The sequence below is a fragment of the Streptomyces sp. NBC_00647 genome (assembly GCF_045207245.1).
Taxonomy (GTDB): domain Bacteria; phylum Actinomycetota; class Actinomycetes; order Streptomycetales; family Streptomycetaceae; genus Streptomyces.
Map to the genome: position 1 here is coordinate 9,355,228 of NZ_CP109040.1, position 24,519 is coordinate 9,379,746.

The 24,519-nt window shown below is 71.0% G+C and carries 15 protein-coding genes; 8 read left to right on the forward strand and 7 right to left on the reverse strand.

Annotated features, from left to right (window positions below; all coding sequences use genetic code 11):
- Positions 1-11: 11 nt before the first annotated feature.
- Entirely contained in the window at positions 12-686 is a 675-nt protein-coding gene (locus OG788_RS41140) for a hypothetical protein (protein WP_406376021.1), read from the reverse strand.
- Between the two features lie 411 nt (positions 687-1,097).
- Here OG788_RS41140 and OG788_RS41145 point away from each other — a divergent pair, with 411 nt between their 5' ends.
- Entirely contained in the window at positions 1,098-1,514 is a 417-nt protein-coding gene (locus tag OG788_RS41145) for an ATP-binding protein (RefSeq protein ID WP_351549441.1), read from the forward strand.
- Positions 1,515-1,554: 40 nt separating this feature from the next.
- Here the strand turns inward: OG788_RS41145 and OG788_RS41150 are convergent, their stop codons facing one another.
- Positions 1,555-4,197, reverse strand: coding sequence for an alpha-L-rhamnosidase C-terminal domain-containing protein (locus tag OG788_RS41150; RefSeq protein WP_406376022.1), 2,643 nt, complete (start codon positions 4,195-4,197; stop codon positions 1,555-1,557).
- Between the two features lie 239 nt (positions 4,198-4,436).
- Here OG788_RS41150 and OG788_RS41155 point away from each other — a divergent pair, with 239 nt between their 5' ends.
- A complete protein-coding gene (locus tag OG788_RS41155; RefSeq protein WP_406376023.1) occupies positions 4,437-5,573 on the forward strand; it encodes an NADAR family protein in 1,137 nt (378 codons plus the stop codon).
- Between the two features lie 22 nt (positions 5,574-5,595).
- Here OG788_RS41155 and OG788_RS41160 read toward each other — a convergent pair whose 3' ends face one another.
- The gene (locus tag OG788_RS41160; RefSeq protein ID WP_406376024.1) at positions 5,596-6,696 is read right to left on the reverse strand and encodes a winged helix DNA-binding domain-containing protein; all 1,101 of its coding nucleotides are present in this window, start codon (positions 6,694-6,696) and stop codon (positions 5,596-5,598) included.
- Between the two features lie 443 nt (positions 6,697-7,139).
- Between OG788_RS41160 and OG788_RS41165 the strand changes: the two genes are divergently transcribed.
- Both OG788_RS41165 and OG788_RS41170 read left to right on the forward strand, forming a co-directional pair.
- The gene (locus OG788_RS41165) at positions 7,140-7,664 is read left to right on the forward strand and encodes a hypothetical protein (RefSeq protein WP_406376025.1); all 525 of its coding nucleotides are present in this window, start codon (positions 7,140-7,142) and stop codon (positions 7,662-7,664) included.
- A 223-nt stretch (positions 7,665-7,887) separates the two neighbouring features.
- Positions 7,888-9,771, forward strand: a complete 1,884-nt coding sequence (locus OG788_RS41170) for a glycoside hydrolase family 15 protein (protein ID WP_406376026.1) — start codon at positions 7,888-7,890, stop codon at positions 9,769-9,771.
- A 35-nt stretch (positions 9,772-9,806) separates the two neighbouring features.
- On the opposite strand, the gene OG788_RS41175 is transcribed toward OG788_RS41170, so the two are convergent.
- A complete protein-coding gene (locus OG788_RS41175) occupies positions 9,807-10,619 on the reverse strand; it encodes a maleylpyruvate isomerase family mycothiol-dependent enzyme (protein ID WP_406376027.1) in 813 nt (270 codons plus the stop codon).
- A 185-nt stretch (positions 10,620-10,804) separates the two neighbouring features.
- Positions 10,805-14,887 (reverse strand): discoidin domain-containing protein, encoded by a 4,083-nt coding sequence (locus OG788_RS41180; protein WP_406376028.1) that lies wholly within the window; start codon positions 14,885-14,887, stop codon positions 10,805-10,807.
- A gap of 410 nt (positions 14,888-15,297) precedes the next feature.
- On the opposite strand from OG788_RS41180, the gene OG788_RS41185 reads away from it, so the two are divergent.
- Positions 15,298-15,645, forward strand: a complete 348-nt coding sequence (locus tag OG788_RS41185) for a DUF1330 domain-containing protein (protein ID WP_406376029.1) — start codon at positions 15,298-15,300, stop codon at positions 15,643-15,645.
- 240 nt (positions 15,646-15,885) lie between these two features.
- Here the strand turns inward: OG788_RS41185 and OG788_RS41190 are convergent, their stop codons facing one another.
- Both OG788_RS41190 and OG788_RS41195 read right to left on the reverse strand, forming a co-directional pair.
- On the reverse strand, positions 15,886-17,112 hold the full coding sequence (locus tag OG788_RS41190) for a chitinase (RefSeq protein WP_406376030.1): 1,227 nt from the start codon (positions 17,110-17,112) through the stop codon (positions 15,886-15,888).
- 229 nt (positions 17,113-17,341) lie between these two features.
- Positions 17,342-17,989 carry a TetR family transcriptional regulator gene (locus OG788_RS41195; protein ID WP_351556383.1) on the reverse strand — a complete coding sequence of 216 codons (648 nt, stop codon included), beginning with the start codon at positions 17,987-17,989 and terminating at the stop codon, positions 17,342-17,344.
- Positions 17,990-18,617: 628 nt separating this feature from the next.
- On the opposite strand from OG788_RS41195, the gene OG788_RS41200 reads away from it, so the two are divergent.
- The 3 genes from OG788_RS41200 to OG788_RS41210 all read left to right on the forward strand — a co-directional run bounded on the left by OG788_RS41200 (position 18,618) and on the right by OG788_RS41210 (position 24,387).
- The gene (locus OG788_RS41200) at positions 18,618-20,039 is read left to right on the forward strand and encodes a lipase family protein (RefSeq protein ID WP_406376031.1); all 1,422 of its coding nucleotides are present in this window, start codon (positions 18,618-18,620) and stop codon (positions 20,037-20,039) included.
- 289 nt (positions 20,040-20,328) lie between these two features.
- Complete coding sequence (locus OG788_RS41205; RefSeq protein ID WP_406376032.1) at positions 20,329-21,237, forward strand: glycoside hydrolase family 16 protein; 909 nt, start codon at positions 20,329-20,331, stop codon at positions 21,235-21,237.
- 204 nt (positions 21,238-21,441) lie between these two features.
- A complete protein-coding gene (locus OG788_RS41210; protein ID WP_406376033.1) occupies positions 21,442-24,387 on the forward strand; it encodes a hypothetical protein in 2,946 nt (981 codons plus the stop codon).
- The last annotated feature ends 132 nt before the right edge of the window (positions 24,388-24,519 follow it).

Sequence of the window (24,519 nt, forward strand, 5' to 3'; positions counted from 1 at the left end):
GTTGACCGGCTTCAGTTGCTGACCTTCTCCGCCGGCTGTTCCGAGCTCGGCGCGGGCGCCGTCGGCTCCGCGGCGTCGGTCGTCGTGTAGAACACGGAGCTGCCCTGCTTGGCACGATGGGCGTGGCTCTTGGCCACGAGGTTCTCGAGCGTGGTGCGGACGACGTTGGTCTGGATGCGGCGGTCGGGGTGGGTCTGGCCGAGCGCCGTCGACACCTCGGCGGCGGAGCGCGGTTCGCTCTGTTCCGTGAGGTAGCGCCGGATGAGCTCGATGAGGGTGGGCTGGGTCGATGTGTCCTTCACCGCGGGCTTCTTGGCGGCGGGCGTCCGGGCGGGCGCGTCCTTCACGGCGCCGGCCTTCTTGGACCGCGTTCGCTTGCCGTCCGCCGCCTTGGTGGCCTTGGTGGCCTTGGTGGCCTTGGTGGAGGTGACAGGGGTCTTCTGCTGGGGGACCGAGGGCACCACGGTGGGCTCGGGTGCGGTCTCGGTGAGAGCGCTCGTGGCACCCAACGCCTGGTGCAGGTTGGTGAGGACGGCGTGGTCCTGCCGCAGAGCGGTCAACTGCTCCTGCAGCGCGTCGATCTCCGCGCCGATGCGCTCCTGTTCCTTGGCGTTGCGCTCGAGGTCGCCGACCACTTGAGCGGTGTAGTGCGATGTCAGTTCGGTGGGAGTCTTGGTGTCGGGCACGATGGAGACCTCTCTTCGGTGCGCGGCCGCCGCATGAACACACCATGAAGCCGCCGGGGGGCGGGGCTTGTTCCCGTTGACCGGGCTGCAGGGATGGGCAGCCGCACTTGATGCGTATGCCCCGGCTTACAGATAGTACGGACAGTGTTGGCCTGTTGTTCCCTTCGCGTGATGGTTCGCCCCAAAGGGGAGCGCGAGTTGTGGCGCGACGTTCACTCCCGAGGTGCCTTTTCGGGGCTCCGCAGCGTCTCACCGATGGGGCGACCGTCCAGGAGCGTCCATCAACTCTCCACGCACTGTCGCCGTGATCTCCCGGGCCCGCCGGCGGCTGCGCCGAGTGTGTGGGCGGCTTGCGGGTACAGGGCCAGTACGAGAGCGGAACTGTTGCAGGAACGGGAGCGAGGTCGGGCGATGGCGGTCAAGGCGATGGGCTGGGCACACTCGTTCCCGGTCTCCGGAGGTGTGAGCGCCGGCCGGCGCTGGACCCGCGCGCACCTGGAGTCCCTGCCGTGGACGGCCGAGGAACCCGAGACGGTCGACGCCGTCGTGTTGACGGTGTCCGAACTGCTCACCAACGCTCATGTTCACGCCCGCAGCGACGCGCATCTCATTCTCACCTGGGACGGCGACTGCCTTCACGTGAGTGTTCACGACGAGGACTCCACCCTGCCGCTCCAGCGTGATCCGGAGCCGGGCGCGGTGTCCGGCCGCGGGGTCGGCATTGTGCGGATGCTCGCCGACGAGTGGGGCATGAAGTGCCAGCGGCACGGGAAGACGGTCACGGCGTGCTTCCGCCCGACCGGCACGCGACAGCGCGAGGCCGACTGAGCGTCGGCCCCGCGCTCGCTTCCCCGCGACGCGAGGTCTCTCAGTCGTGCCGAACGGCGGAGAGGCTGTGGGTGCCCGCGCGCAGGCCGGAGACCGTGAGCCGGCCGTCGGTGACCCGAACGCCGCTGCCGGAGGCCCGTCGGCCGTCCCAGAGCAGGCGCCCGCCGCCTCGCACCGTCACATCACGACTGTCCATGGGGAACACGACCGCGCCCCGGGTTCCCGCGGGCACGCGCACGGTCAACTCGAAGGCTTGCGCGGAGTTCTCCCACTTCACTTCCAACGGGCCCTGAGGTGTGGGCAGTTGTCCCTGGGCCCAGGCGATGCCACCGGGATGTGGCCGCACTTCCCATGTGGCGTAGCCGGGGGATGTCGGCAGGGCGCCGAGCAGTTGATGTGTCAACGCGGGGAGAACGCCTGTGGACCAGCCGTGCGCCATGCTGGTGTAGGCGCCCTCGTACAGCGACCCGCCGGGACCGATGCCCTCCCAGTGCGTGGTGCCGGGATCGTGGCTGTCCATCCAGCCGTAGGTGCGCCGGATCTGGTCGACCGCGGATTCCGCCCGCCCGGTCTCGAAGCGTGCCACGATCTCGGGGTACGAGGTGAAGGCGTACACACGCTGTGAGGCATCGCCGAAGATGGTGTCGTTGTCCATGAACGCGTTGCCGTACGGCCGTTGTGTGGAGGCGTCCAGATGGGCGAGGGCCGAGGCGGCGCGCTCGCTCCCGGCGACACCCGCGGTGATGGCGATCGCGTTGCCGTCCTGCGCGTGTCTGACCGGTCCCGTCGCCGAGTCGAGGTAGGCACCAGCCGCCTCGTCCCACAGATGCTCGTTGATGGCGTCCTTCACCGATGCGGCCCGCCGGCTCCAGCGCTCCGCGTCACCCTCATGGCCCATCCAACGCGCCAGCCGGGCCGCGTCGTTGAGTGCCTGGACGTAGTTGGCGTTGTAGTAGGTGATGCGTCCGGTGCGGTCCAGGAAGGCGTAATCGCCGTATCCGCCCGTGCCGTTGAGTCCCTTGCTGAGCAGACCGGCACTGTCGGTGACACTCGGATACCAGGTGTCGAGCACCTTCAGCAGGGTCGGGTAGTAGCGGCTCGCGTAGGAGCGGTCTCCCGTGTAGAGCACGTAGTCCCAACTGCAGGTGACCCACCACAGCGGATAGTCGAACAAGGGGAGGGTGTAGCCGCCGATCGATGCCGGTGGGATCCATCCGTCGGCGCGCTGATGGTCGGCCAGGTCCGCCAGCACGTTGCGTGCGGCAGCGGCCGTGTCGTCATGTGTCAGATACAGCGTCCGGGCCGACACCGCCAGGTCACCGACATAGGGGTCCCGGTCGCGCTTGGGGCCGTCGTGCAGCACCAGCTTGCCTTCGAGCGAGGGACTCCAGGCGTTGCGCGGGTCGACGTCGTCCTGACGGAAGGTGTCCGTGACCAGCTCGTTGGTGTACGAGGCTCCGTACCAGTAGCGATTGAGGTCGTCGTCGGAGCACAGGAACCATCCCCGGTAGGTGCTCGGCGTGCCCAGGTAGGCGCTGAAGTCGAGGCCCACGGAGTCGATCTCGACCGATCCCCACGGCTGCGCGGCGGGTGCGTCGCTCGCCAGGGCGTCGAGTGTGATCTTGAGATAGCGGAAGCCGTGCAGTCCGTCCGCGTAGACCTTGTCGCCTGCCTGGAAACCCTTGTGGTCGGTCCAGTCCGCGCCCGCGGCCGGTACCGCGAACTGGTCGGTTCCCCGGCCCGCGCCGCCGGACTGGTCGGAGCGGGTGAAGTCGGAGCGGTCGGTCAGGAACTGCTTGGTCTCGGAGAACGCGAGCCGCACACCGGGGGAGTTGTCCGACGCGGAGGTGAAGCGGACGCGCGGGAATCCCACGACGACCTTGCCGAAGTCCACCGTGACACTCGGTGGCACCACCGGCGCGACAGGCTCGGGCCACACCTCGTTGACCCGGGTGAAGGCTCCGCGCGGGGTGTCCTGGACGCCCGTCACCGTGATGCGGACCTTGGTCGTGGAGAGCTTGGCCGTGAACGGCACGGCCCGCTGGATGACATCGTTGTCCTCGACCGTGGCGGCCGTCTGCCACGCGCCGTCCTGCCACACGTCGACCACGAAGTCGGTGGGCACGCCGTCGCTGTTGGAGACGATCGTGATGCCCGACAGCTCCCGCGACGCGGGCAGGGTGATGGTGAGCGTGTCGGGAAACGTGCCCAGCGTGTCGTCGTTCCAGAACGACTCGGGATCGCCGTCGATGGCGTTCTTGGCGTCGTAGGTGCGCGGCTGCCCGTCGTTGCCGTTGTTGCCGGCGTGAGCCGACGAGGCCTCGGCCACGGTGCCCTCGGGCCAGCGCGGGGCCGGCGTGGGCTCGGGGCGCCGCAGCACGGTCCGGGGGCCGCCGGACTTCAACAGGCCCTCGGGGCTGCGGACATCGCCGGTGGAGTCGATGACGCGCACCGGCCGCACGGCGCGGGAGGCCGGAGCCTGCACATAGCGCTGCCAGTCCTTTCCGGAACGGGGTGCCGGCGAGGGGGTCGCCGTACCTGCCGATCTCTCGGCTGCGGACGCGGTCCCCGCGACGGGGAGGCCCGCGGCGGACAGGGCCAGGGCACCGGCCCCCGCGGCGACGACCGTTCGCCGGGGGAGACCCGACCGTGGGGCGTTCTCAGGAGTGCTGTTCAACGGCATGGCGCCTCGTTCCTCAGCGGGTTGAAACGATTCAATCGTGGTGGGCGAGGTGACGCTATCTCAGGACGCGGGCGCCGTACAGACATTGCGCCGGGCGCACGCGCGCGGATCGATGGCCTCCGGCCTCGAAACGGGGCCGGCCCGTGCCCGCTGCCGAGACTCCGTCCGTCCCGAGGGCGAGCCCGGCGGTCCGACCGGCCCGGCGGACACCTCTGTGATCACCGCCCTAAGCTGGCGGCATGTCAGCCCAGCACCCCACGTACCGGCACGTCGACGGCGAGCGGATACCCGGCACCACGCGGCACGCGTTCATCCGTAACGGCAGCGACTACTACCTCACCGACCTGATCGTCTACGCCGACGGCCTGATCGACTGCTGGGGACTCGTCGGTGTGGCCGATTTCGAGGAGAAGCTCCGCTCCGGATGGGTCGCCACCACGCTCGAACAGGGGGCCAGGGCCTCGATCCATCACGTCGCCTCATGGAGATTCGATGCGCCGGAGTCGTGGGTCACCCCGGAGATGCTCCTCGGCGAGGTCCGGGACACCATCGACGAGCTGAACGGCCGCCCCGACTCGACCGAACGATGCCGGGAGGCGGCCGACACCTACCTCGCCGACCCGACGGAAGAGCGCCGACGGCACCTGTTCGACGCCTACCTCGCCATCCCCGAACACCTGCGCCACTACGCGCTGGGCGACATGGACAACAAGGACCGGCCCCTTCAAGTGCTGGCGGTCGGCGTCGGCGGCCGCATGCCGCGCGGCGGCGAAGCCGTCACCGAGAAGATGCACGCCTCGGCGCTCGCCTACTTCGCCCGGCACGGTGAACTCCGCACCGAACAGGAGGCCAGGACCGAGATCTTCGGACCTGCCGAGCCCGTCGCCCCCGCCGTCAGGCTCGCGCACACGGTCTTCCCGGAAGGCTGGCCGGACGACCCGGGCCTGCTCGCTCTGCGGAACGAGTACCCGTGCCGCATCCAGGCGCGAGGCGTCGAGTATCCCGACGTCGAGCGCGCCTACCTGGCCCTGTCCACCGACGACGAGACCCGGCAGCAGGCGGTGCTCGCCGCCGAGAACAACTACGCGGCCAGGCGGACGGCCGAGGCGGCTCCCCCGCGCCCGGGCTGGGGACAGGCTCGACTCGCCGTGATGGCGGAGCTGATGCGGGCCAAGTACGCCCAGCATCCCGCGCTCGCGGAGCTTCTGCTCAGCACGGGGGACGCCACGATCCTCTACTCCACCGCGGATTCGTACTACTGGAGCGAGGGCGGGCAGCGCGGACGGAACTGGGCCGGACGGCTCCTGGAGCTGATCCGCGGCGAACTCGCCGCCGAGGCGGCCGGCATCGGGCCGACCCGGTCCGCTCGACCGTGACCCGCAGGCCGTCCGACGTGCCCTACCCCGGAGCCGCCACGACGTGTACGCGGTCGCTGTCCCGGCCGGAGAGGAACGACGACAGTTCCTGGCCCTGTTCGGCGACGGCGGAGCGTTCGGCCGGGGACAACGAGCGCAGCGGGGCGACGACCACGGTGTCCGCCTCGGCCTTCCAGGTCGCGGCGACCCGGCCGTCGAGCAGCACCACGCGCTCGCCCGCGACCGAGAGCCCGCGGTGGGCGGTGTCGACGATCCGGGCGCGGTCCTGGTAGCCGAGGATCGCGTTGTCGAACGCGGGCAGGAACCGCACCGGGGCGGGTGTGTCGGGATCAGGGCGTGGCGCGTCGGGGAGGTCCAGCAGTTCCCGGCCCGCCTCGTCGCGGAAGGCCACCAGTTCCTCCCGTACGGCGGCCACGGCGGCCGGCAGCCCGGCGAGGCCGCACCAGGCGCGCAGGTCGGAGGACGTGGCGGGGCCGAAAGCGGCCAGGTACCGGCGGACCAGGGCCCGGCCGACCGGGTCGGAGCCGTCGGGGGCGGGCGGGTCCACGTCCCGGCCCAGCCAGGAGGAAAGCAGCACGTTGTGCACGCCCGCCTTGGCACGCCACAGTCCGCGGGGCGGCGTCTGCGCGACCGGTACGAGTGCGGCGACCAGCATCTCGCCGAGAGCCCGTCGTCCGGGCGCGGGCCAGCGCGTGGCCAGCGCGCGCACCATGTCGGCCGCCGAGCGCGCCTCGCCGTCGGCCATCAACGCGCGTCCCGCCGAGGCCAGTTCGTCGAGGTCGACGCCGTCGAGCTCGCGGCGGTAGGTACCGAGCACCTTCTGGCGCAGCATGGCGTCGTGGCGGGCTCGCCAGCCGAGGACGTCGTCGGCGGCGAGGAGGTGCACCGTGCGGCGCATGAGGTGGGTCCGCACCACGTGGCGCCGGATCAGCAGGTCGTCCAGGGCCGCCGGGGCGAACGCGCGCAGTCGCGACCAGAGTCCGACGAAGGGTTCCTGCGGTTCCTGGGCCTGCAGGCCGCAGAGGTGCGCGACGGCGTCGAGCGCTGGTACGTCCGCGCGGTCGAGCAGCAGTTGACGGGCGAGCGTCGCCCGGTTGAGCGCCCGGCTGCCGAGAACGGTCATCGTGTCACCGCGCGGCGCTCGTCACGGGTGCGCGACGGTCCGGAAGGGCGCCCGGAGAAGCCGGGCTCCGGGGCGGACCGGGCGGCCCGCGGCGCGGTCGTCGTGCCGCGCCGGTGACTGCTGCCGTCGGCGTGGTCGGCCCGTTCTCCATCGGGCGGCGAGGGAGCCGCGGTCGGGGTGTGCACGGTGATCGGGTCCTTCCGGTCGGGCGCGCTGTCCTGTACGAGATCACCGTCGCAGGGATGGAGGTCAGGGGGTGTCCGCTACTCGGGGCAGGGCGGGGCAGGGCGGGGCAGGGCGGGGCAGGGCGGGGCGGGGCGGGGCGTGAGCCGTGCCGGAGCTCTCGGGCCATGAGGGCCGGCGCGTGTCCGAACCCGCTCACGCGGCGACCCGGACGGCACGCTCGCCGGGCGCGGCCGTGGCGCTCCTCCTATGGTGAGCTGGTGAGTCGCTCCAGCGTGCCCCCTGAGCGTGGGGATCGTGCGGACCCGTCGACAGGCCATCGAACCGACTACGCGGGCGCCATCTACGGCTCCATCCTGGCCGCGTCCGTGGTGGCCACCGCCGGGGCGGGAGGGGAGTACCCACGGCTCGAAGCGGTCGTGCTGCTGGTGATCACCGGCCTGGTCTTCTGGGCGACCCACGTCTACGCACAGCTCGCGGGGGAGCGCATCGTCGGTCAGGTCTGGTCCTGGCGGGAGATCCGTCGGATCGGTACCCACGAGTGGTCCATCGTCGAGGCCGCCACCCTTCCCGCTGCCGCCGTGGCCCTCAGCGCCTTGTTCGACATGAGCGTGAACACGGGCCTGTGGATCGCCCTGGGTGTCGCGGTGGCCCAGCAGGTCATGTGGGCGTGCCTCGGAGCCGCCCGCGCAGGCGCCTCCCGCGGTCTGGTCATCGCCGAGGGCTTCGTGAACCTGGCTCTCGGACTGACCATCGTGGCCGCCAAGGTCGTCCTCAAGCACTGACGGCACGGCCGCGTGGACGCAGGGTCCACGGCCGTACACGTCACGACTTCGCGGGGAGCACGACGTGCCCCGCTCGCCCGCCCGTCCCGCGGGCGGCGGTCCGCCTGCGCGGTCGTACGAGGGGTCGGGTGGCGGGAGTCCGGATGCACGAGCGCCCCCGATTCCGGATGACTCGTTAGCCTGGAACGGAGGGGGCTCGGGCGACAGCCCAGAGGAGGCCGGTATGGCTGACGTGACTGCGGGGCCCGGCGCGTACGACGGGGCCCGTGGTGCGCCCGGCGGCCCGCGCGGCGCGGACACCCCTCGCTACCTGCCCATCGCCGACCACGGTCTGATCGGCGATCTGCGCAGCGCGGCCCTGGTCGGCACGGACGGCACCATCGACTGGTACTGCTGCCCGCGCTTCGACGCGCCCAGCGTCTTCGCCTCGATCCTGGACGCCGACCGCGGTGGCTCCTTCGAACTGGCCGCCGACGTCCTGGCGCGCACGAAACAGTTCTACTTCCCCGACACCAATGTGCTGATCACCCGGTTCTTCGCGGACGACGGGGTCGGTGAGATCCAGGACTTCATGCCGGTCGTCGACGACTCGCGCGAGGCCAGCCGGCACCGCCTGATCCGCCGCGTGGTGTGCGTCCGCGGAACACTGCCGTTTCGCGCGCGAGTCGCGCCCCGCTTCGAGTACGGGACGGTCCCGCACACCGTGCGCGTGGACTCCGGCCAGGCGATCTTCACCTCGTCCGTGCTGAGACTGGCCCTGACCTCCACGGTGCCGATCGAGACCGCCGGACACGATGTGTGGTCGCTGTTCAAACTCCACGAGGGGGAGACCGCGGTCTTCACCCTCGACCAGATCGACGACGACGTGGGCCCGCGCTTCTGCGCCGTGTCCGAGGCGGAGAGGGAGTTCAACGCGACCGTGCGCTACTGGCGGCGCTGGCTGTCCCAGTCGCGGTACCGCGGCCGCTGGCGGGAGATGGTGCACCGCTCCGCCCTCACGCTGAAACTGCTCACGTACGCCCCCACCGGCGCCATCATCGCCGCGCCGACCACCAGCCTGCCCGAGCGGATCGGCGGCGAGCGCAACTGGGACTACCGCTATGTGTGGATCCGTGACGCCGCGTTCTGCGTGTACGCCCTGCTGCGTCTCGGCTTCACCGACGAGGCCGAGGCCTTCATGGGCTTCCTCGCCGAGCACGTCCAGAGCGACATACCCGAGCGCGTCGGCCCGGACGGCCCGCTGCAGATCATGTACGGCATCGACGGGCGCCGCGACCTGCCCGAACGCGAGCTGACCCACCTCGAGGGCTACCGCGGATCCGCTCCCGTACGCATCGGCAACGGCGCCGTCGGCCAGCTTCAGCTGGACATCTACGGCGCCCTGGTCGATTGCCTCTACCTCTACGACAAGTGGGGGCAGCCCCTCTCCAGCGCCCACTGGGACACCGTGAGCGGGCTCGTCGACTGGGTGTGCGACAACTGGGACCAGCCCGACGAGGGAGTGTGGGAGACCCGCGGAGGCCGCAAGCCGTTCCTCTACTCCCGCGTCATGTGCTGGGTGGCCATCGAACGCGCCATGCGGCTGGCCCGGCACCGTGGTCTGCCCGCCGACATCATCCGCTGGGGCGCCGTCCGCGACACGATCTACCGGCGGATCATGAGCCAGGGCTGGTCTCCGCGGCGCAACGCCTTCACCCAGACCGAGAACAGCGACATCCTCGACGCGTCGCTGCTGATGATGCCGCTCGGGAAGTTCATCTCCCCGACCGACCCGAGATGGCTCGCCACCCTCGACGCCCTGGGCGAGGACCTGGTGTCCGACTCCCTCGTCTACCGCTACGACCCGCAGGCGAGTCCCGACGGCCTCAAGGGCGAGGAAGGCACCTTCTCGATCTGCTCCTTCTGGTACGTCGAGGCACTCACCCGCGCGGGCCGTCTCGACGAGGCCCGCCTCGCCTTCGAGAAGATGCTCACGTACGCCAACCACCTCGGCCTGTACGCGGAGGAGATCGGCCACACCGGGGAACAGTGCGGCAACTTCCCCCAGGCCTTCACCCACCTCGCCCTGATCAGCGCCGCCTTCAACCTCGACCGCAGGCTCGGCTGACCCCTCCGGTCCTGCCGCCGCGAGGAACCGCTTTCTCAGGGCGCGGTGAAGAGACCCGGGAAGCGGGGAGCGAGCCAGGGCCTGCGGCCCCAGACGATGATGCGGCCGCGGGCGATGGGACCCGCCTGTCCCTGGCGACCGAGCCCCATCAGGAGGAAGGTGACCGGCTCGATGAGGATGGTGCAGTCCGGCCTGACCGGTGGCTCCCGGTCGACGGACAGGACGCCGTCGGCCAGGGTCACGCCGAACCGGCCGCCGCCCCACAGCCGGATGTCGTAGCGGGCGTTCATTCCGGCCGCGCGGAGCGGATCGGTCACCCGGGGCATCGCCGTGAGCATGAACGGCAGGGTCAGCCCGACCCGGACCCGGTCGATCATGTGCGCCCGGCCCAGCGCACGGGCGAGATCGTAGCCGTGGCCGAGCATGTGCGTGAGCAGGTACGACCCCAGTTCCTGCGGGCTCATGGGGCCCAGCGGAGTGACGACGGGGTCCTCCGCCGCCCCTTCCTCCAACGCCTTCACACACGCATCGGCGTGTCGGACGATCATCGCCGCCAGCGGTTCGGCCGCCCGCTCGCCGAACTCCGCCAGCGACCGCTCATTGGCCTGGGCGAGGCTCTGCGGTGTGCCGTCCCCGTAGGGGCGCGCATGTCCTGCCGCGAGCTCCGCCATCAGCTCGTTGGCCACGGCCAGATGCGCCGCCGCCTCTCCGACACTCCACTCCGCCCCGGGAATCCGGAGCTCCATGTCGGCATCGGGTCCCAGCAGCGCGGCGATGTCCTCGGCGGTCTCGCGTATCGCCGCACCCAGCCCTTCGGGCAGTCCCCTCCGGATGTCCTGCCCAGCCACTGAGTCCACGTTGTCGCCCTTCCCGCCGGCCTCGCCTCACCACGGGCCGCGGACAGACCGTGGTGAGGCGACGCGCCATCGATCACCGGCGTACAGAAGACCAGGCAACCGCAGCGGCGACAAGCCCCTGAGCAGCGAGAACGCATGTCGAAGGCGGGCTTCGGTGGGTAAAGCGGGCATTCGTCTCAGGAAGGGGCCGACGTCGGGTCGCTGTTGAACGCCTCCACGCGCAGGGAGGGCCGACCGGAGGGGAGCGCGGCGGCCGGCCAGGACAGTGTGACCTGCTGGGACTCGCCCGGCAGCAGCCACAGGTAGTTGTCGCTGTACAGCGTCGGCAGGACACGGTCACCGCTGCCGCGGTCCAGCAGCGAGAGCCGGGTCATCGCGGCCACGGCCCTGCCCCGGTTGCGGACCGTGGCGGTCATCTCGTGGCGCGCGCCGGTCCGGGAGAGACGCGTGATCGAGGCGGACACCCGGACCCGCTCGGCCGTCGTGAGGGACTTCATGGCCGCCGGGCTGCGATAACGCCAGTAGGTGTTGCGCGACAGCGGGTGCCCCGACGCGTCCTCGAGCGTCAGCCGCAGCAGGTGCAGGTCGGGCAGGCCGTCGGCCCAGCCGACGGTGAAGGCCCGGGCCGTGGCCGCGGCCGGGACGTCGACCTCGTTCGTGTGCGGGGTGCCGAGCTGTCGTCCGGAGAGGTCGTGGAGGCGGGCGGTGACCCTCGCCCCCTCGACCGCTGCACGGGTGTGGTTGACCGCGATGACCTGACCCGTCCTCGGGTCCGCCTGCACGTGCAGCGGCTCGCAGGCCGAACGGGCGCCGTAGTAGGTGCCGTTGACGTCGAAGTCGTAGTCGTAGGTCTGCCAGACCGTGCTGTGCCACGCGGGGTGGGACATCCACAGCATGAGACCACTGGCGTCGTCCCACAGGTGCGCGTTCCAGGCCTCGAACATGGCGCGCGTGTTCTCGTAGTTGACGAACTGCGCCTTGCGGGCGAAGTCGTCGAGGTCCGTCGTCGCGCCCAGGCGGGCCTCGATGGCTGCCTTGTAGTTCTGCGGGGCCTGGTTCCCGCGTTCGCTCCAGTCGTGGTAGTACCACGCTCCGCGGATCGGCCACTCGGGCTCGTCGCCGGTCATGTTCCGCAGGCTGGCGGCGGTGGAGACGACCGGCATGCCGATCTCGGTGTGGAAGCCGAAGCCGTTGCTGCCGTAGGTCGACGGCTCGTAGTACTTCTCCGGCTCGACCCAGCCGTAGGGGCCGCCGCCGGTGATGATGCCGCCGGCCGAGTTGTTCTGGTACAGGATGCCGGGCGCCTGCTGTTCGACCGCTTCCCGCATGCCCTTGTCGATGGCGGCCGGAGGATTGCCCTCGTTGGCGCCGCACCAGACCACCACACAGGGGTGGATGCGGTAGCGCAGCACGGTGTCCCGGGCGGTCGTGTTGAAGGCGTCGTGGTCCGGCGGGTCCATGCCCCAGGCGTTCGGGAAGTCGTTCCACACCAGGATCCCGTGCTCATCACAACTGGCATAGAACTCCTCGCGGTTGCTGCTGCCCACCCAGTTGCGGATCATGGTGAAGTTCATGTCGCGGTGCATGCGCACCGCCGCGTCCGTCCGGGCGGCGGGCATCCGGCGCAGCAGCTCGTCCCAGCCCCAGTTGCCGCCGCGGGCCAGTACCCGGACGCCGTTCACGCTGATCTTCAGCGGTTCGGGGGTGTTGGTCACCGACTTGACGTCGGTCCACGCGTCGCCGTCGTCCGACACCTGGATCGTGTACGTCTTCGGATAGGCGGCCTCCCAGACGATGGCCACCCGGTCGAAGCGCCGCGCGGCGCCGAGGTCGGCCCGGATCCACTGGTGGTCCGCGTACTGCGAGGACCAGCGCGTGCCGGGGTCGCCGTCGGTGGCGGAGGCCGCGGGGTGACCGTCGTCCTCGGTGGAGGCGGTGGCCGGCATGCGCAGCGCGAGGTCGGTACCGGGATCGGTGCTGTCGATCACCGAGAGGGACCACAGGGAATTGCCCCAACTGGTGTTTCGCAGACCGCATTTGATACGCACATAGCGGGCCGTGCGCGGGGCGAACTCCTCCACCTGGAGGCTCGCGTCGCCGTTGTTGAAGGGCAGCGGCACCGCGATGTTGTCGACGGCCCGCGCGTCTCGCCACTCGGAACCGTCGGTGGACACCTGCACCACGAAGGTCCGGGCGTAGGCCTTCTCCCAGACGAGGTCGACCCGGTCGAACGACTGGGTGGAGCCCAGGTCCACCCGGATCCACTGATCGTCCTGGTAGGCCGAGGACCACCGGGTGGCCGGGTCGCCGTCCGTGACATTGCCGGCTCCGTGGCCGTCCTCGTCCACCGTGGAGGCGGCGGCGGCGCCGTGCAGGGCGAGGTCCGTCCCCGGCCGTGACGTGTCGAACACGGACAGGGCCCACAGCGAGCTTCCCCAGTCGGTGGCCCGGGTCAGGCATCTGATCCGGATGTGGCGGGCCTGCTGTGCGCCGAGGTCCACGGTCTGGGTGTACGCGTCGCCGGTGGCCACGAAGGGCAGCGGTATGTCGTAGTCGTAGCCGAACTGGCGTATCCCGAAGCGGGTGGTGCGCCGGTCGCTCTCGGTGCCGTCCACGCGGGCGACGAGCGTGAGGTCGTGCAGGCGGGGGCTTCCGAGCCCGTTGGGCCACCACAGTTCGGGATCGCGGAGCCGCAGGCGGCTGAACGAGTCCGGGCCGAACACGACGTCGACGCTCCGGCCGGCCGGAACCGTGACGGTCCTCGAGACCCGTACGTCGTCGAACGCGGCCGTGACGGTCGCCTTGTGGTCGGCGCCGTCGGCGTTGCGGACCGGGACGACGATGGTCAGTTCGGCCGTCGACGTGTCGGGCAGGTCGGGCAGCACGGTGTCCACCCGCGGGTCGCCGATCACGACCTGACCGGTGGATCTCAGCCGGACATGGTTCCAGATGCCGGCGACGCGGTCCCGGACGGCCGGCATCCAGTCCCAGCCCGAAGAGGCCAGGTAGGTGGGGGAGTTGAGGTTCATCTGGTTCGCTCCGGCGTCGACCCAGGCCTCGCCGGCCGGTCCCTTGTCCCCGGGGCTGCCGGGGACGGGCATCGGCGTGATCTTCACCGCCAGCGCGTTCCCGTCCTGCACGCGCAGGAGTTCCGTGACGTCGTGCGCCGAGCGGGCGAACGGATACAACAGGCCGCCCACATGCTGCCCGTTGAGCCAGATGTCGGCCCGGTGGTTGATGCCGTCGAACTCGAGCCAGATCCGCCGTCCGGCGCCGCTCCGCAGGCCGCGCGGCACCTCGAAGTCCCGCTTGTACCACCAGGAGTGGCGCGAGAGCGCCTCGGGGATGCGCAGATTGTTCAGGCCGGCGACCGGGTCGGGCAGCCTGCCCTGGTCGACGAGGGAGGCCAGGACCGTGCCGGGCACGGTGGCGGGCAGCCAGGTCCGGGTGTCCACGCTCTCCCGCGACAGCGCGGGGCCGTCGCCCCCGGCCCAGTCGTCCATGGTCAGCGTCCAGCCGGACTCCAGCGGTACCGTGCCGTCGTCGGCCTGCTTCAGCGCGGGGGCGTGGCCGTCGTGCGTGCCCCAGTCGGTCCAGCCCGTGGCCGGTGGACGATGCCCCTGCGCGGTGCCGTACACCTCGAAGCCGTTCAGTCCGAGCGGGTTGGCACTGGACCGCTTGCGGGAGGTCAGACGCACCCAGCGGGCCGTGGTCGCCCTGGGGAGCTGGATGTCGACGACACCGCCGGTTCCGGCGGTCGTTCTGTAGACACTCGCCCAGGACGAGCGGTCACGCGATGTCTCGACCACGAAGTCGACCGCGTAGCTCGAAAGGATCTCCTTGCCGGTGGTTCCGTCGGCCCAGTTCCCGCTCGCCGGAGGGGTGAACACCGGGTCGCTCGCGTCGGCTTCGAAGGTGAGGCGGATCCATGTGACGCGGCATTCCGCCTGGAGGTCGACGGAGATCCACTGCGGGTCACCGCCCGCCGCACGCCACCCGGTGCCCCGCACGCCGGGGGAAGGGACCCGGTCCACCACGAACTCCCCGGGCGTGGGGGCGTAGTCGGTCGAGGAGACGGTCACGGGCCGGTACACGGCGAGTTCCTCCGCGGACCCCCGCGGGACATCGGGGCCTTGGCGCTCGGTGGCCGCGCCGGTGCCCGGGAACGCGGTTCCCAGGCCGAATCCGGCCAGCAGCGTCGAGCCGGTGAGGACGATCGATCGTCGGGTGGGGGAGTGCGGCGGATTCGGCTGAGCCATCAGCAGGGTGTCCAATCACACGGGTGGTGCTTGCCGAGCACTGGGGTTGGCAACGTTGTCAGGGCGAATGACAACGTTGCCAAAGACTGTGACGCGTGATCGATCCTGTCAAGACTTCAGGTGTCGATCACCCGCGCACCGGGAGGACTTGCCGGCCGGCCGGAGGTGTTCGGCCCGTCGTCGGGAGCGGTGCGGGTGACCTTTTCGGCCGGACGTGTGTGGTTGGCCCGACGGCCGCCCGACCTGCCGACTCCCGGTGGGTCAGGGGTTCCCGCGGCTGTCCCGGGCAGGCCTCCGGATCCCCGGCGCCCGATTCCGCCGAGGAGCCGGTTACCTCTCGGGTAATCGACTCCGGTGTGCGCGGCTGCGAAGGTCGTTCGTGTACGGAGCCCCGACCGCCGGAGGACGTCATGACCGCGTACGCCATAGCCCACCTACGGGATGCCGCGCCGCACCCGGAGATCGCCGAGTACATCGACCGCATCGGCTCCACCTTCGAGCCGTACGGTGGGCGCTTCCTCGTGCATGCCACGCGGCATGAGGTGATGGAGGGCAGTTGGCCCGGCCATGTCGTGGTGATCGGCTTCCCCGCGATCGCCGAGGCGCGTGCGTGGTGGGACTCGCCCGCCTACCGGGAGATCGCTCCCCTGCGCTCGCGGCACATCGAGGGGGACATCATCCTGGTCCCCGGAGTCCCCGAGGGCTACGACCCGACGTCCACCGCGAGGGTGATGCGGGACGCACTGCCGGCCGAGTAGCCCTTGAGCTGCCCGCTGCCCGCTGCCCGCTGCCCGCTGCCCGCTGCCCGCTGCCCGCTGCCCGCTGGGCGTCGTTGTGGGTTCCGTGCCGACCTCGGGTGTACGCGCTGAGGGGATGGCGCCGCCCCGACCTCGGGTGACGTCATCCCCTCAGCACCGCGGCTCGGCGGGGAGGCCTTGAGCCGATGGCTCCGGGCGGGGCGCCGCTCGGACACGCCGTCCGGAACCGAAGAACGGACGTCAGCAGGCGCCCTCGTCCTGCCACGGACCCCACTCGGCGCCGCTCGGCGCCTCGTTCTGGGTCCACCACTTGGCCTTCCAGTTGTGGTGGTTGTACGAGGCCTCGTTGCCGGCGGTGTAGACCGTCGACGCGCTCCAGGCCGTCTTGCAGGCGGAGCTGGGCGGTGTGGGTGTCGGGGTCGGCGTGGGCGTCGGGGTGGGTGTGCCGGTGGGCGGGGTCGCTCCGGCGAACTTCACCGAGTACTTCGCGAAGTCCCAGGAGTTCTGGGCCACGCTGGAGCAAGTGCCGGACGTACGACCGCCGTTGTCGGCGGGCGTGCACTGGCGGTCCCGGTTCAGGGACCAGAAGGTGAAGCGGTCCATGTTGTGGCCGGTCGCGAAGTCCAGCACGGTCTGGAAATCGGCCTGGGAGAAGTACTCGCCGGTGTCGCTGCGGCCGTTCATGCCGGAGAAGCCCTCATGGGCGTACGCGGTCGCCTGGTCCCAGCCGAAGGTGGACTGGAGGATGCTGTTGAAGTTGGCGAGCGCGCTGGTCTGCGACGCGGCGCCGTTGAAGCCGCCGTCGAACGGCATGATGGAGAAGTTGTTCGGCGTGAAGCCCTGCGACTTCGCCTCCAGCAGCATCTGCTTGCCGAACCAGCCCGTTCCGTCCGCCGTGCCGGCCGTGGTGACGGAGACGTACAGGCCGGGGTTGTTCTGCTGGAGGATCTTGGCGGCGCCGATCTCGTTCCTGATGGCCGCCGTGTTCTCGTACTCCGGCTCCTCCAGGTCGAAGTCGATCGCGTGCAGGCCGTACTTGGTGATGACCTGCTGGTACGCCGCGGCGGTGGCGGCCGGGTCCGAGCATGCCTGGCCGAGCTTGGTGCCGCCGTAGCCGCCGATGGAGACGGACACGTCGCCGCCCTTGGCGCGGATGGTGTTGACGACCGACTGCACGGCGGTGTCCGAGGAGACCGCTGATGTGCCGCCCCAAGTGGGGGAGCAGCCACCGCCGTTGGGGGCGAGGATGAAGGCGAGCTGGAACGCCTTGAGGCCCGTCGCGTCCATGATGGCGCCCGGGTCCGGCGGTTCGTTGTCCGTCGGCATCAGATAGGGGGCGGCGGCGTACCAGCGGTTGCTGAGCGCGCTGGTCGCGCCCGAGGCGTTGCCCGCGACCAGCGCGGTGGTGCCGACTGCGGCCAGGCTCACGGCGGCTGCCGCGCCCAGACATGCGCGAAGACGTCTCACTGTGCCTCCAGAGGGGTGGGGGAGTGGCCCCAGCTTCCGGCTGCTGTCGCGATCACGTCAATGAGTTGGACTAGACCAGACGGGTCTTTGGACTAGACCATGCGAACTCTTTACTCGAGGAGTTGTTCGTCGCCCGGCCTTCGTGGGGCGTGAAGGGGTGATGCGTGCGTCGCGGTACGCCCGCCCGGGTGCGCCCCGGCCTCGACGGGCCCGTCCCGGTGGGGTGTTGTCAGTACGGCAGGCCCTCCGACGCCGCGTGCAGGGCGGCGTGCAGGGAGGCGGCGAGATCCTCTTCCGAGGCCTCCGCCCTGTCGGCGAACCGTACGGCGAAGTCCTCCGCCGCGGCGCGCAGTGCGCCGTTGACGGTGGCCGCGTGCACCTTCACCCGGAGGTCGTCGGCACTCCTGCCGGAGCGCTTGGCGAGCAGTTCCGTGAGGACGGGCAGTGCGTCGTCGTGGGCCTGGAGCCAGACGGCACGCAGTGCGGGTTCGGTGGGGGTCATGCGGATCAGGTCGAGCACCGCGGGGTCGGCGGAGGGCAGTCTCCCGTGCCGGCAGGAGTGTGTGAGGAACTCCAGCAGGCCGGTGTCCGGGGGCCAGTGCCGCAGTTGATCCGTGGCGGCGTCGAGCCCCGCTGTGAGTAAGGGGCGTACGCAGCTCTCCTTGGTCGGGAAGTGGCGCCACAGGGTGCGGGTCGAGACGCCCACCGCCTCCGCGATCTGGTCCCCCGTGGTGCCCGTGACGCCCTGTGAGATGAACAGGCGGACGGCCTCGCGGGCTATGTCGAGACGGAGTGCGTCCCTGCGCCGTTCGCCCAGTGACGGCCGCGCGGCCGCTCCGGCCGTCGTGGTCCGGTCTGCGGGTGCCGCATCACGCACCGTTGCCCCACCATCCCTGTCCGTCAGATCGCTGGAAGCATAGCGAGCCCCTGGGAACTGACACACGCAGACATCTTGTCACTGAGTGACATGCGCTCCTACTCTCCTGATGTGACTCGGGAGTAACTAACGGGCGTCGCACGGGACTTCGGCGTCCGTTGCTGCCGATCACAGGCACAGGAACAGGGCAACACGGGACAGCACAGGACGGCGGAGCCACAGCCACGAGCACCGGGGCTCCACCGTGTTCAGAATCCTCAGGACATGCCGCCTCGCCCGGCGTCGTACGACGCGTGGGCGGGCTCCGCACTGCGCGCCGCCCGGCCGACGGCGCGTGTGCGGTGCCGGCCTGCCCGCGTCCGTGACGCGGGCGGATGCGGTCGTCCCGCCCCCGTCCGCGACGCGAGCGGGTCCGTCGTCCTGCCCACGTCCGCGGTCCGGGCGGGTGCGATCGTCCCGCCCCCGTCCGTCCCCGTGCGCTGCCCTTTCCCCCGCACCGACCCGCGACCGCCACCGGAGTCCCCCGGTCGCGGCCGGGCCGGCCTCTCACCCGAACCGGTGTCACGTCCTTGACGCCGCAGGCCGCCCGCACGACCCCCACGTTTCGACGAAGCAGGGAGTGAGCCGCATGGAACGACCCCCCAGCACCGACCAGCCGCATCCGGCGTTCACCCGACGTCCCCGCACGGAGCGGCCGCTGCCCTCCGCGCATCCCGCAGCCGCCGCGGCGAAGCGCGGCCGCCTCCTCGCCACCGCGCTCGCGGCCCTCGCCTGCCTGAGCGTCCAGGCGATCCCCGCCGTGGCCGCCGGCACGGACGGGGTGGTCTCCCGGGGCGTGAGCATTCCCGCCTTCTACACGCCACCCGCGAGTCTCCCCGCGGCCGACGGCGCCCTGATCCGCACCGAACCCCTGCCGCTCGCCCTCAGCCTGCCCGGCCTCGACGGTCCGCTCCCCGGCACCGCGACCCGCCTGATGTACAAGTCCACCGACTCCAACGGCCGGCCCGTCGCGGTGACCGGCGCCTACATCGAGCCCTCGGCCGCCTGGAAGGGCGGCGGCCCGCGACCCCTGGTGGCCGTGGCTCCGGGCACCATGGGCCAGGGCGACCAGTGCGCGGCCTCCATGGGACTTGAGCACCCGCTCTCCCTGAACGGCGACACGGTGTCGGTCGGTTACGAGGACCTCGCCATCTACCGGCTCCTGGCCGCCGGCACGGCGGTGGTCGTCACCGACTACGTCGGGCTGGGCGCGACCGACCGGCTCCACACCTACGTGAACCGCCTCGACGGCGGCCACGCGCTCCTCGACGCCGTCCGCGCCGCACGCACGCTGACCGGTGCGTCGATCACCTCCGCGTCACCCGTCGGCCTCTTCGGCTACAGCCAGGGCGGCGGCGCCAGCGCGTCGGCCGCCGAACTCCAGCCCTCCTACGCCCCGGACATCACGCTGGCCGGCACCTACTCCGGAGCACCGCCCGCCAACCTCACCGAAGTGATCAAGGGCATCGACGGCAGCGCCCTCGCCGGTGCCCTCGGCTGGTCCCTCAACGGCTTCCTGCAGTCCGACCCCGAGCTGCGGGCCGTCGCCGACGCCCACCTCAACTCCGCCGGGAAGGCCGCGCTCAACGACCTCTCCACGATGTGCGTCGGCGACGCGATCTTCGGATACGCGTTCAAGAAGAGCACGTCGTGGACGACGGACGGCCAGTCCGTCAGCGACATCGTCGCGAGCTCGCCGGAACTGCGGGCCACCCTCGAAAACCAGCGCATCGGCAAGCTGAAGCCCACCAGTCCGGTGCGCCTGGTCACCGGCATCCAGGACGACATCGTGCCGCACGGCCAGGCACGTCAACTCGCCGTCGACTGGTGCCGCAAGGGCGCCGACATCACCTACGACGCCATCAACCTGCCGAACCTCGGCGACGGACTGCTCACCAACCACGTCGTACCCCTCATCACCGACCAGGGTGACGCCATCTCCTGGCTGACCGACCGGCTCGCCGGCAAGCGCGCCACCTCCAACTGCTGGACGATGCCTCTGCAGCCCTGAGTCACGTCCCGTGGGCCCCGGCGGCGATCCAGGCCACCGGGGCCCGCGGCACGCCCGGGACCCGCCCGGGCCGGCACCCACGGGCCACCGGACCGGACTCTCCGGCCTGTCGGAGCCGGACCATCCGCATCGAACGGTGCCCGCGGGGTGGTGCCGCGCCTGTCGTGACGCGAGGATGCATCGTCGCGTGGTGCTCTCTGTCGCGGACGGCGTCCGGAGCGGTTCTGGCGGACCTTGCGTGCGGGAGAGCGACGGGTGCTCGCACGGCGCGGAGCGAGGGAGGCTTGCGATGGGGTCGCACGCGGCGTCCGGCCGACGCCGGCGCGCTCTGCTCATGCCACTCGGTCTCGTCCTCCTGGCCGGCGCGCTGTTCTGGGTTCCCCGCGCCGACGGGGCACCCCGCTCGGCGGATGCCTGTCACGACACGAGCACCGTCCTGCCCCGCGGTGACTGCGGGCCGTTCTGGCAGGTCCTCGCGGAGGACTTCAACGGCGACCGGGTGCCGCTGGGTTCGTTCAGCGACTGCGACCACCGCGTCGACACGTCCGGCGCCTTCTGCGGCGGGCTGAACGGCAAGTACCGCGACAACTGGTGGGCCTATCCGTCCGGTTGGGAGGACACCGCGAACGACCGGGGCCGTGACGTCGTCGGCGAGTACCACCCCGAGGACACGGTGAGCGTGGGCCCCGGCGAGAACGGCGACGGGGTGATGCGCATCCGGATGTGGCGCCCCGAGGACGGAGGCCCCGTGCATGCTGCGGCGGTCGTACCGCGTGCCGTGATGCGGATGGCGTACGGCAAGTACAGCGCTCGTATCAAAGTGACGAAGGTGGCTCCCGGATACAAGTCCGCGTGGCTGCACTACGGCGGTGGCTGCGAAATGGACCACCCCGAAGGTGAGTGGACCGGCAGCCTCACCGCGTTCCACCATCCCTGCGGAGGCGGAGAACAGGGCTACTTCCCGAGCGACGGCGCGTGGACCGAGTGGCACACCGTCTCGACGGAATGGACACCGGGACATGTGCGCTTCTTCGTCGACGGCAGGCAGACGGGTGAGGACACCCGCGGGGTTCCCTCCGCACCGCTGTCCTGGGTGCTGCAGAACGAGAGCGCGCTCGAAGGCCCCGGAGCGGCGCCGGGCAGCAGCGCCGAACTCGACATCACCTGGGTGGCCGCCTACGCCTACGGGTGGAAGTGACCGGCCGCGCGGGTACGTCCGTACGCCGGGCGCGATCACGGAACGGTCCGCACACCGCGCCGAGCCGGTGCCCCTCGGGCGCGTCCGATCCGAAAGGCAAACGGCCGTAATCGCTCAATGGGCGCCCATTAGAGGCAAAGCACCTTGAACTCGCCCGGCCGTTCCTAGGCTCGCCTCCTGTTTCTCAGCGTCCGGGAGGCCCGCGTGCCGCAACCCCATCGGACGGACGAACAAGATCTCGTCCTGCCCTGCGGTTTCGACGACATCGTCCGTGTGATCGACCGCTACGTCGTCGACCGGCGAACCGGCGTCCCGCCCAGGCGGCGGAGCTCACGGCACCGGCTGCCCGCCCTGCTGTTCGTCCGCGAGCCCGCCGCCGGCACGACCTCGGCGGCCACGGACGCGGCCGGTGTCGCGGCTGCCGATACCGGACGGGGCGAAGCGGATCCGGCGCTCTCGGCCCTGGTGCACGTCTACCACCACCGCCTGGTGCGCCTCACCACCGGTGAGACGGGCCACCTGGCCAGCCTCGCGCCGCACGCGCTGGTCGACGAGGGACTGCTCGCGTGCGACCGTCCCGCGGAGGACGGGGAGGTGTACGAGGGCCCGCACGTACGGCTGTTGGACCGGGTCGCACGCCAACTGCGCACCACCATGCCGGACGGCTCCGGCACGCTGCGGCTCACCGAGTTCGACGCCTGTCTGTCGGTGCTGCGCGCCGACATCGCCCCGGGGGACGTGCAGGACGAACGCCGGGCGCTGCGGGACAGGATCTACGACAAGTACGCCTGGAAGTTCGGGTTCGCCGCCGAGGTCACGCGCCTCGGCGACGACCTGGGAGCCAAGCAGTGGTCGGCGATCACGAGGGTGGTGACCACACCACTGGCCTGGCTGTGGCGGTGGTCGTACGGCGTACGGATCGACCGCGGCGCCCGCTTCCGGTGGGTCGGCGGGATGCTGGACGAGCCGGGGCGCAGCTTCCTCAACGCCGCGATGTCCCTGCGCGACGCCCAACTGCGGTCCAGGGCCCAGGAGAGGGCCGAGCAGGAGGCACCGGCCGACGCGGGTGCGCCGGCGGCCGCGGCCCAGGCCGCGATGTCCGTCGTGTCGGCCCGCGACGAGGCGGTGGTCCGGCAGGTCCTGCTGACCGCGCTGATCCACGACCTGGCCCGGGCGGCGCGCCCGCCGGTGTGGAGTGTGCGCAGGCCGCGCCGGCGATGGCCCTTCGTCCTGCTGCTGCCGACGGTCGGCGGTGACGACTCCCCGAGCCGCAAGCTCCTGAACTCCTTCTCCGCCGTCTCCGAGGACGTCGGGACCTGCCCCGTGCTCGTGCTCGGCGCCGCCACGGCGGACATCCCGCCGTACGCCGTCGGCCTGCCCCGGCAGGGCATCCCGTTCCAGGGCACCCGGCACGGCGACAACGGCACGACGGACCGGGCGGTGGCGTCGCTGCTGGCGGCCGGCGCCTCCGGGCAGCCGGTCGAAGCGGTGCGGGTGGTACCGCTGTCACGCGTGCCCGACAGCGGGACGGCGGCCGAACGGCCGGTCGTGCAACGGACCGTGCGTTCCCGCGACCGGCGCGCGGGCGACTGGCTGCGTCCCGTCGTGGCCGCCGTGGCGGTGGTGGCGGTGGTCGCCGCCGGACTCTCCCAGGTGCTGAGGCCCGGCGAGGCGCACCCCGGCACCGGAGGCGACGCCAAACCCCCTGCCACCGACAGCTGGTGTCCGCGCGTCAGCACGGGCGAGCGCGTCGGGATCACCGACGGCTCCGACCACTGCGAGCTCGCGCACGGCCTGTACGCGCCCGAGTTGCGAGAGCTGGAGGCCCGACTGGGACGCCAGAACGCGGGAGTCGACCGGACCAAGCCCTATCGCACCCTGGTCTTCTTCGCCCCACTGAGCGTCGGCTCCACGTCACGCCGCACCGTGCCCACCGGCTTCCAGATGCTGCGGGGCGCGCTGCTCGCCCAGAAGCAGGTCAACGATCTCAACCTCAAGTCACAGATGCCGATCCGGCTCCTCGTCGCCAACGCGGGGGAGTACTTCGCCTTCGGATCGCGCGGGGGAATCAACACGACGAACCACAGTGACGTGGACGTGGCCCGCATGATCGTCGACCGGATCGACCGGGACCACATCGCCGGCGTCATCGGCCTCACGCAGAGCCGCCCGGAGTCCCTCCAGGCGGCCATCGAACTCGATGCCCGGGGCGTCACGGTCCTCGGCACCGGCGTCTCGGGCCAGCCCATGGTCGAAGGCGACTCCCCGGTGTCGTACTTCCAGCTCTCGGCGCCCGACGCCCGCGTCGCGCGCATCATGGCGTCGTTCGCCCGGCACTCACCTCGGCTGGCCGCCCTGACCAAGGTCGGTCCGGGGCACACCGCACCCGCCGCCGTCGTGGTCTTCGACCCCCACGACCGGTACTTCAGCGCGGATCTCAAGAAGCGGTTCACCGACGCCTACAGTTCGGCGGGGCCGGTCTACCCGGTGCCGTACGGCGAATCGGGCAACGACAGCCAGACGCCCTCCGTGGCGGCCGGCATCTGCGCGCTGATCCGCAGGACGGACGGCTTCATCCTCTACGCGGGCCGATCCAGCGTGATGCACGACCTGTTCTACTACCTGCAGAGCGACAAGCAATGCCGTACGCACCAGGGCCGCGTCGCCGTCCTCGCCGAGAGCCCCGCTCCCAATCTCGTGCTGCACCCGGAACTGATGCCGCAGGACTACGGCTCGCTCAGCCTCTTCTACAGCCAGTTCAGCCTGCCCGACGCCCAGGGCCCCTTCGTCCGGAACTTCCGGAAGTCCTTCGAGGTCTCCTCCGACAGCGACGCCGCCGCCGGATACGACGCGGTGAAGGTCTTCTTCAAGGTGATGAACGAAATCGCGGTCACCGACCCGCAGTTCACCCCCAGCGCCGTCGTCACCTTCCTCCAGTCGACCGGAGTCACCGACTACGTCGGAGAGTCGGGGATCATGACCATCGGCAAGGGACACAAGTATCCGGTCGACAAGGAAGTCGACATCCGGGAGATCACCGAGGACGGCACCAAGATCACCGGCCTGACGTGCGGGGCGGTATCCGCGAAGGCGGCGCCGGTGACGCGCTGGGGGCCTTCCGGGAGCTTCTTCTGTCCGGAGGACGACTGAGAGCGCCGCAGGACGCGTCCGGGCACGGCCGCCCGGACGCGTGACCACGGTCGGCCGCGGCACCCCGGCACCCGCGCTGGTGCACTGCACCTCCTCGCCTCACCGGACCCCCGACTCCGCTGCCTCGCGCGG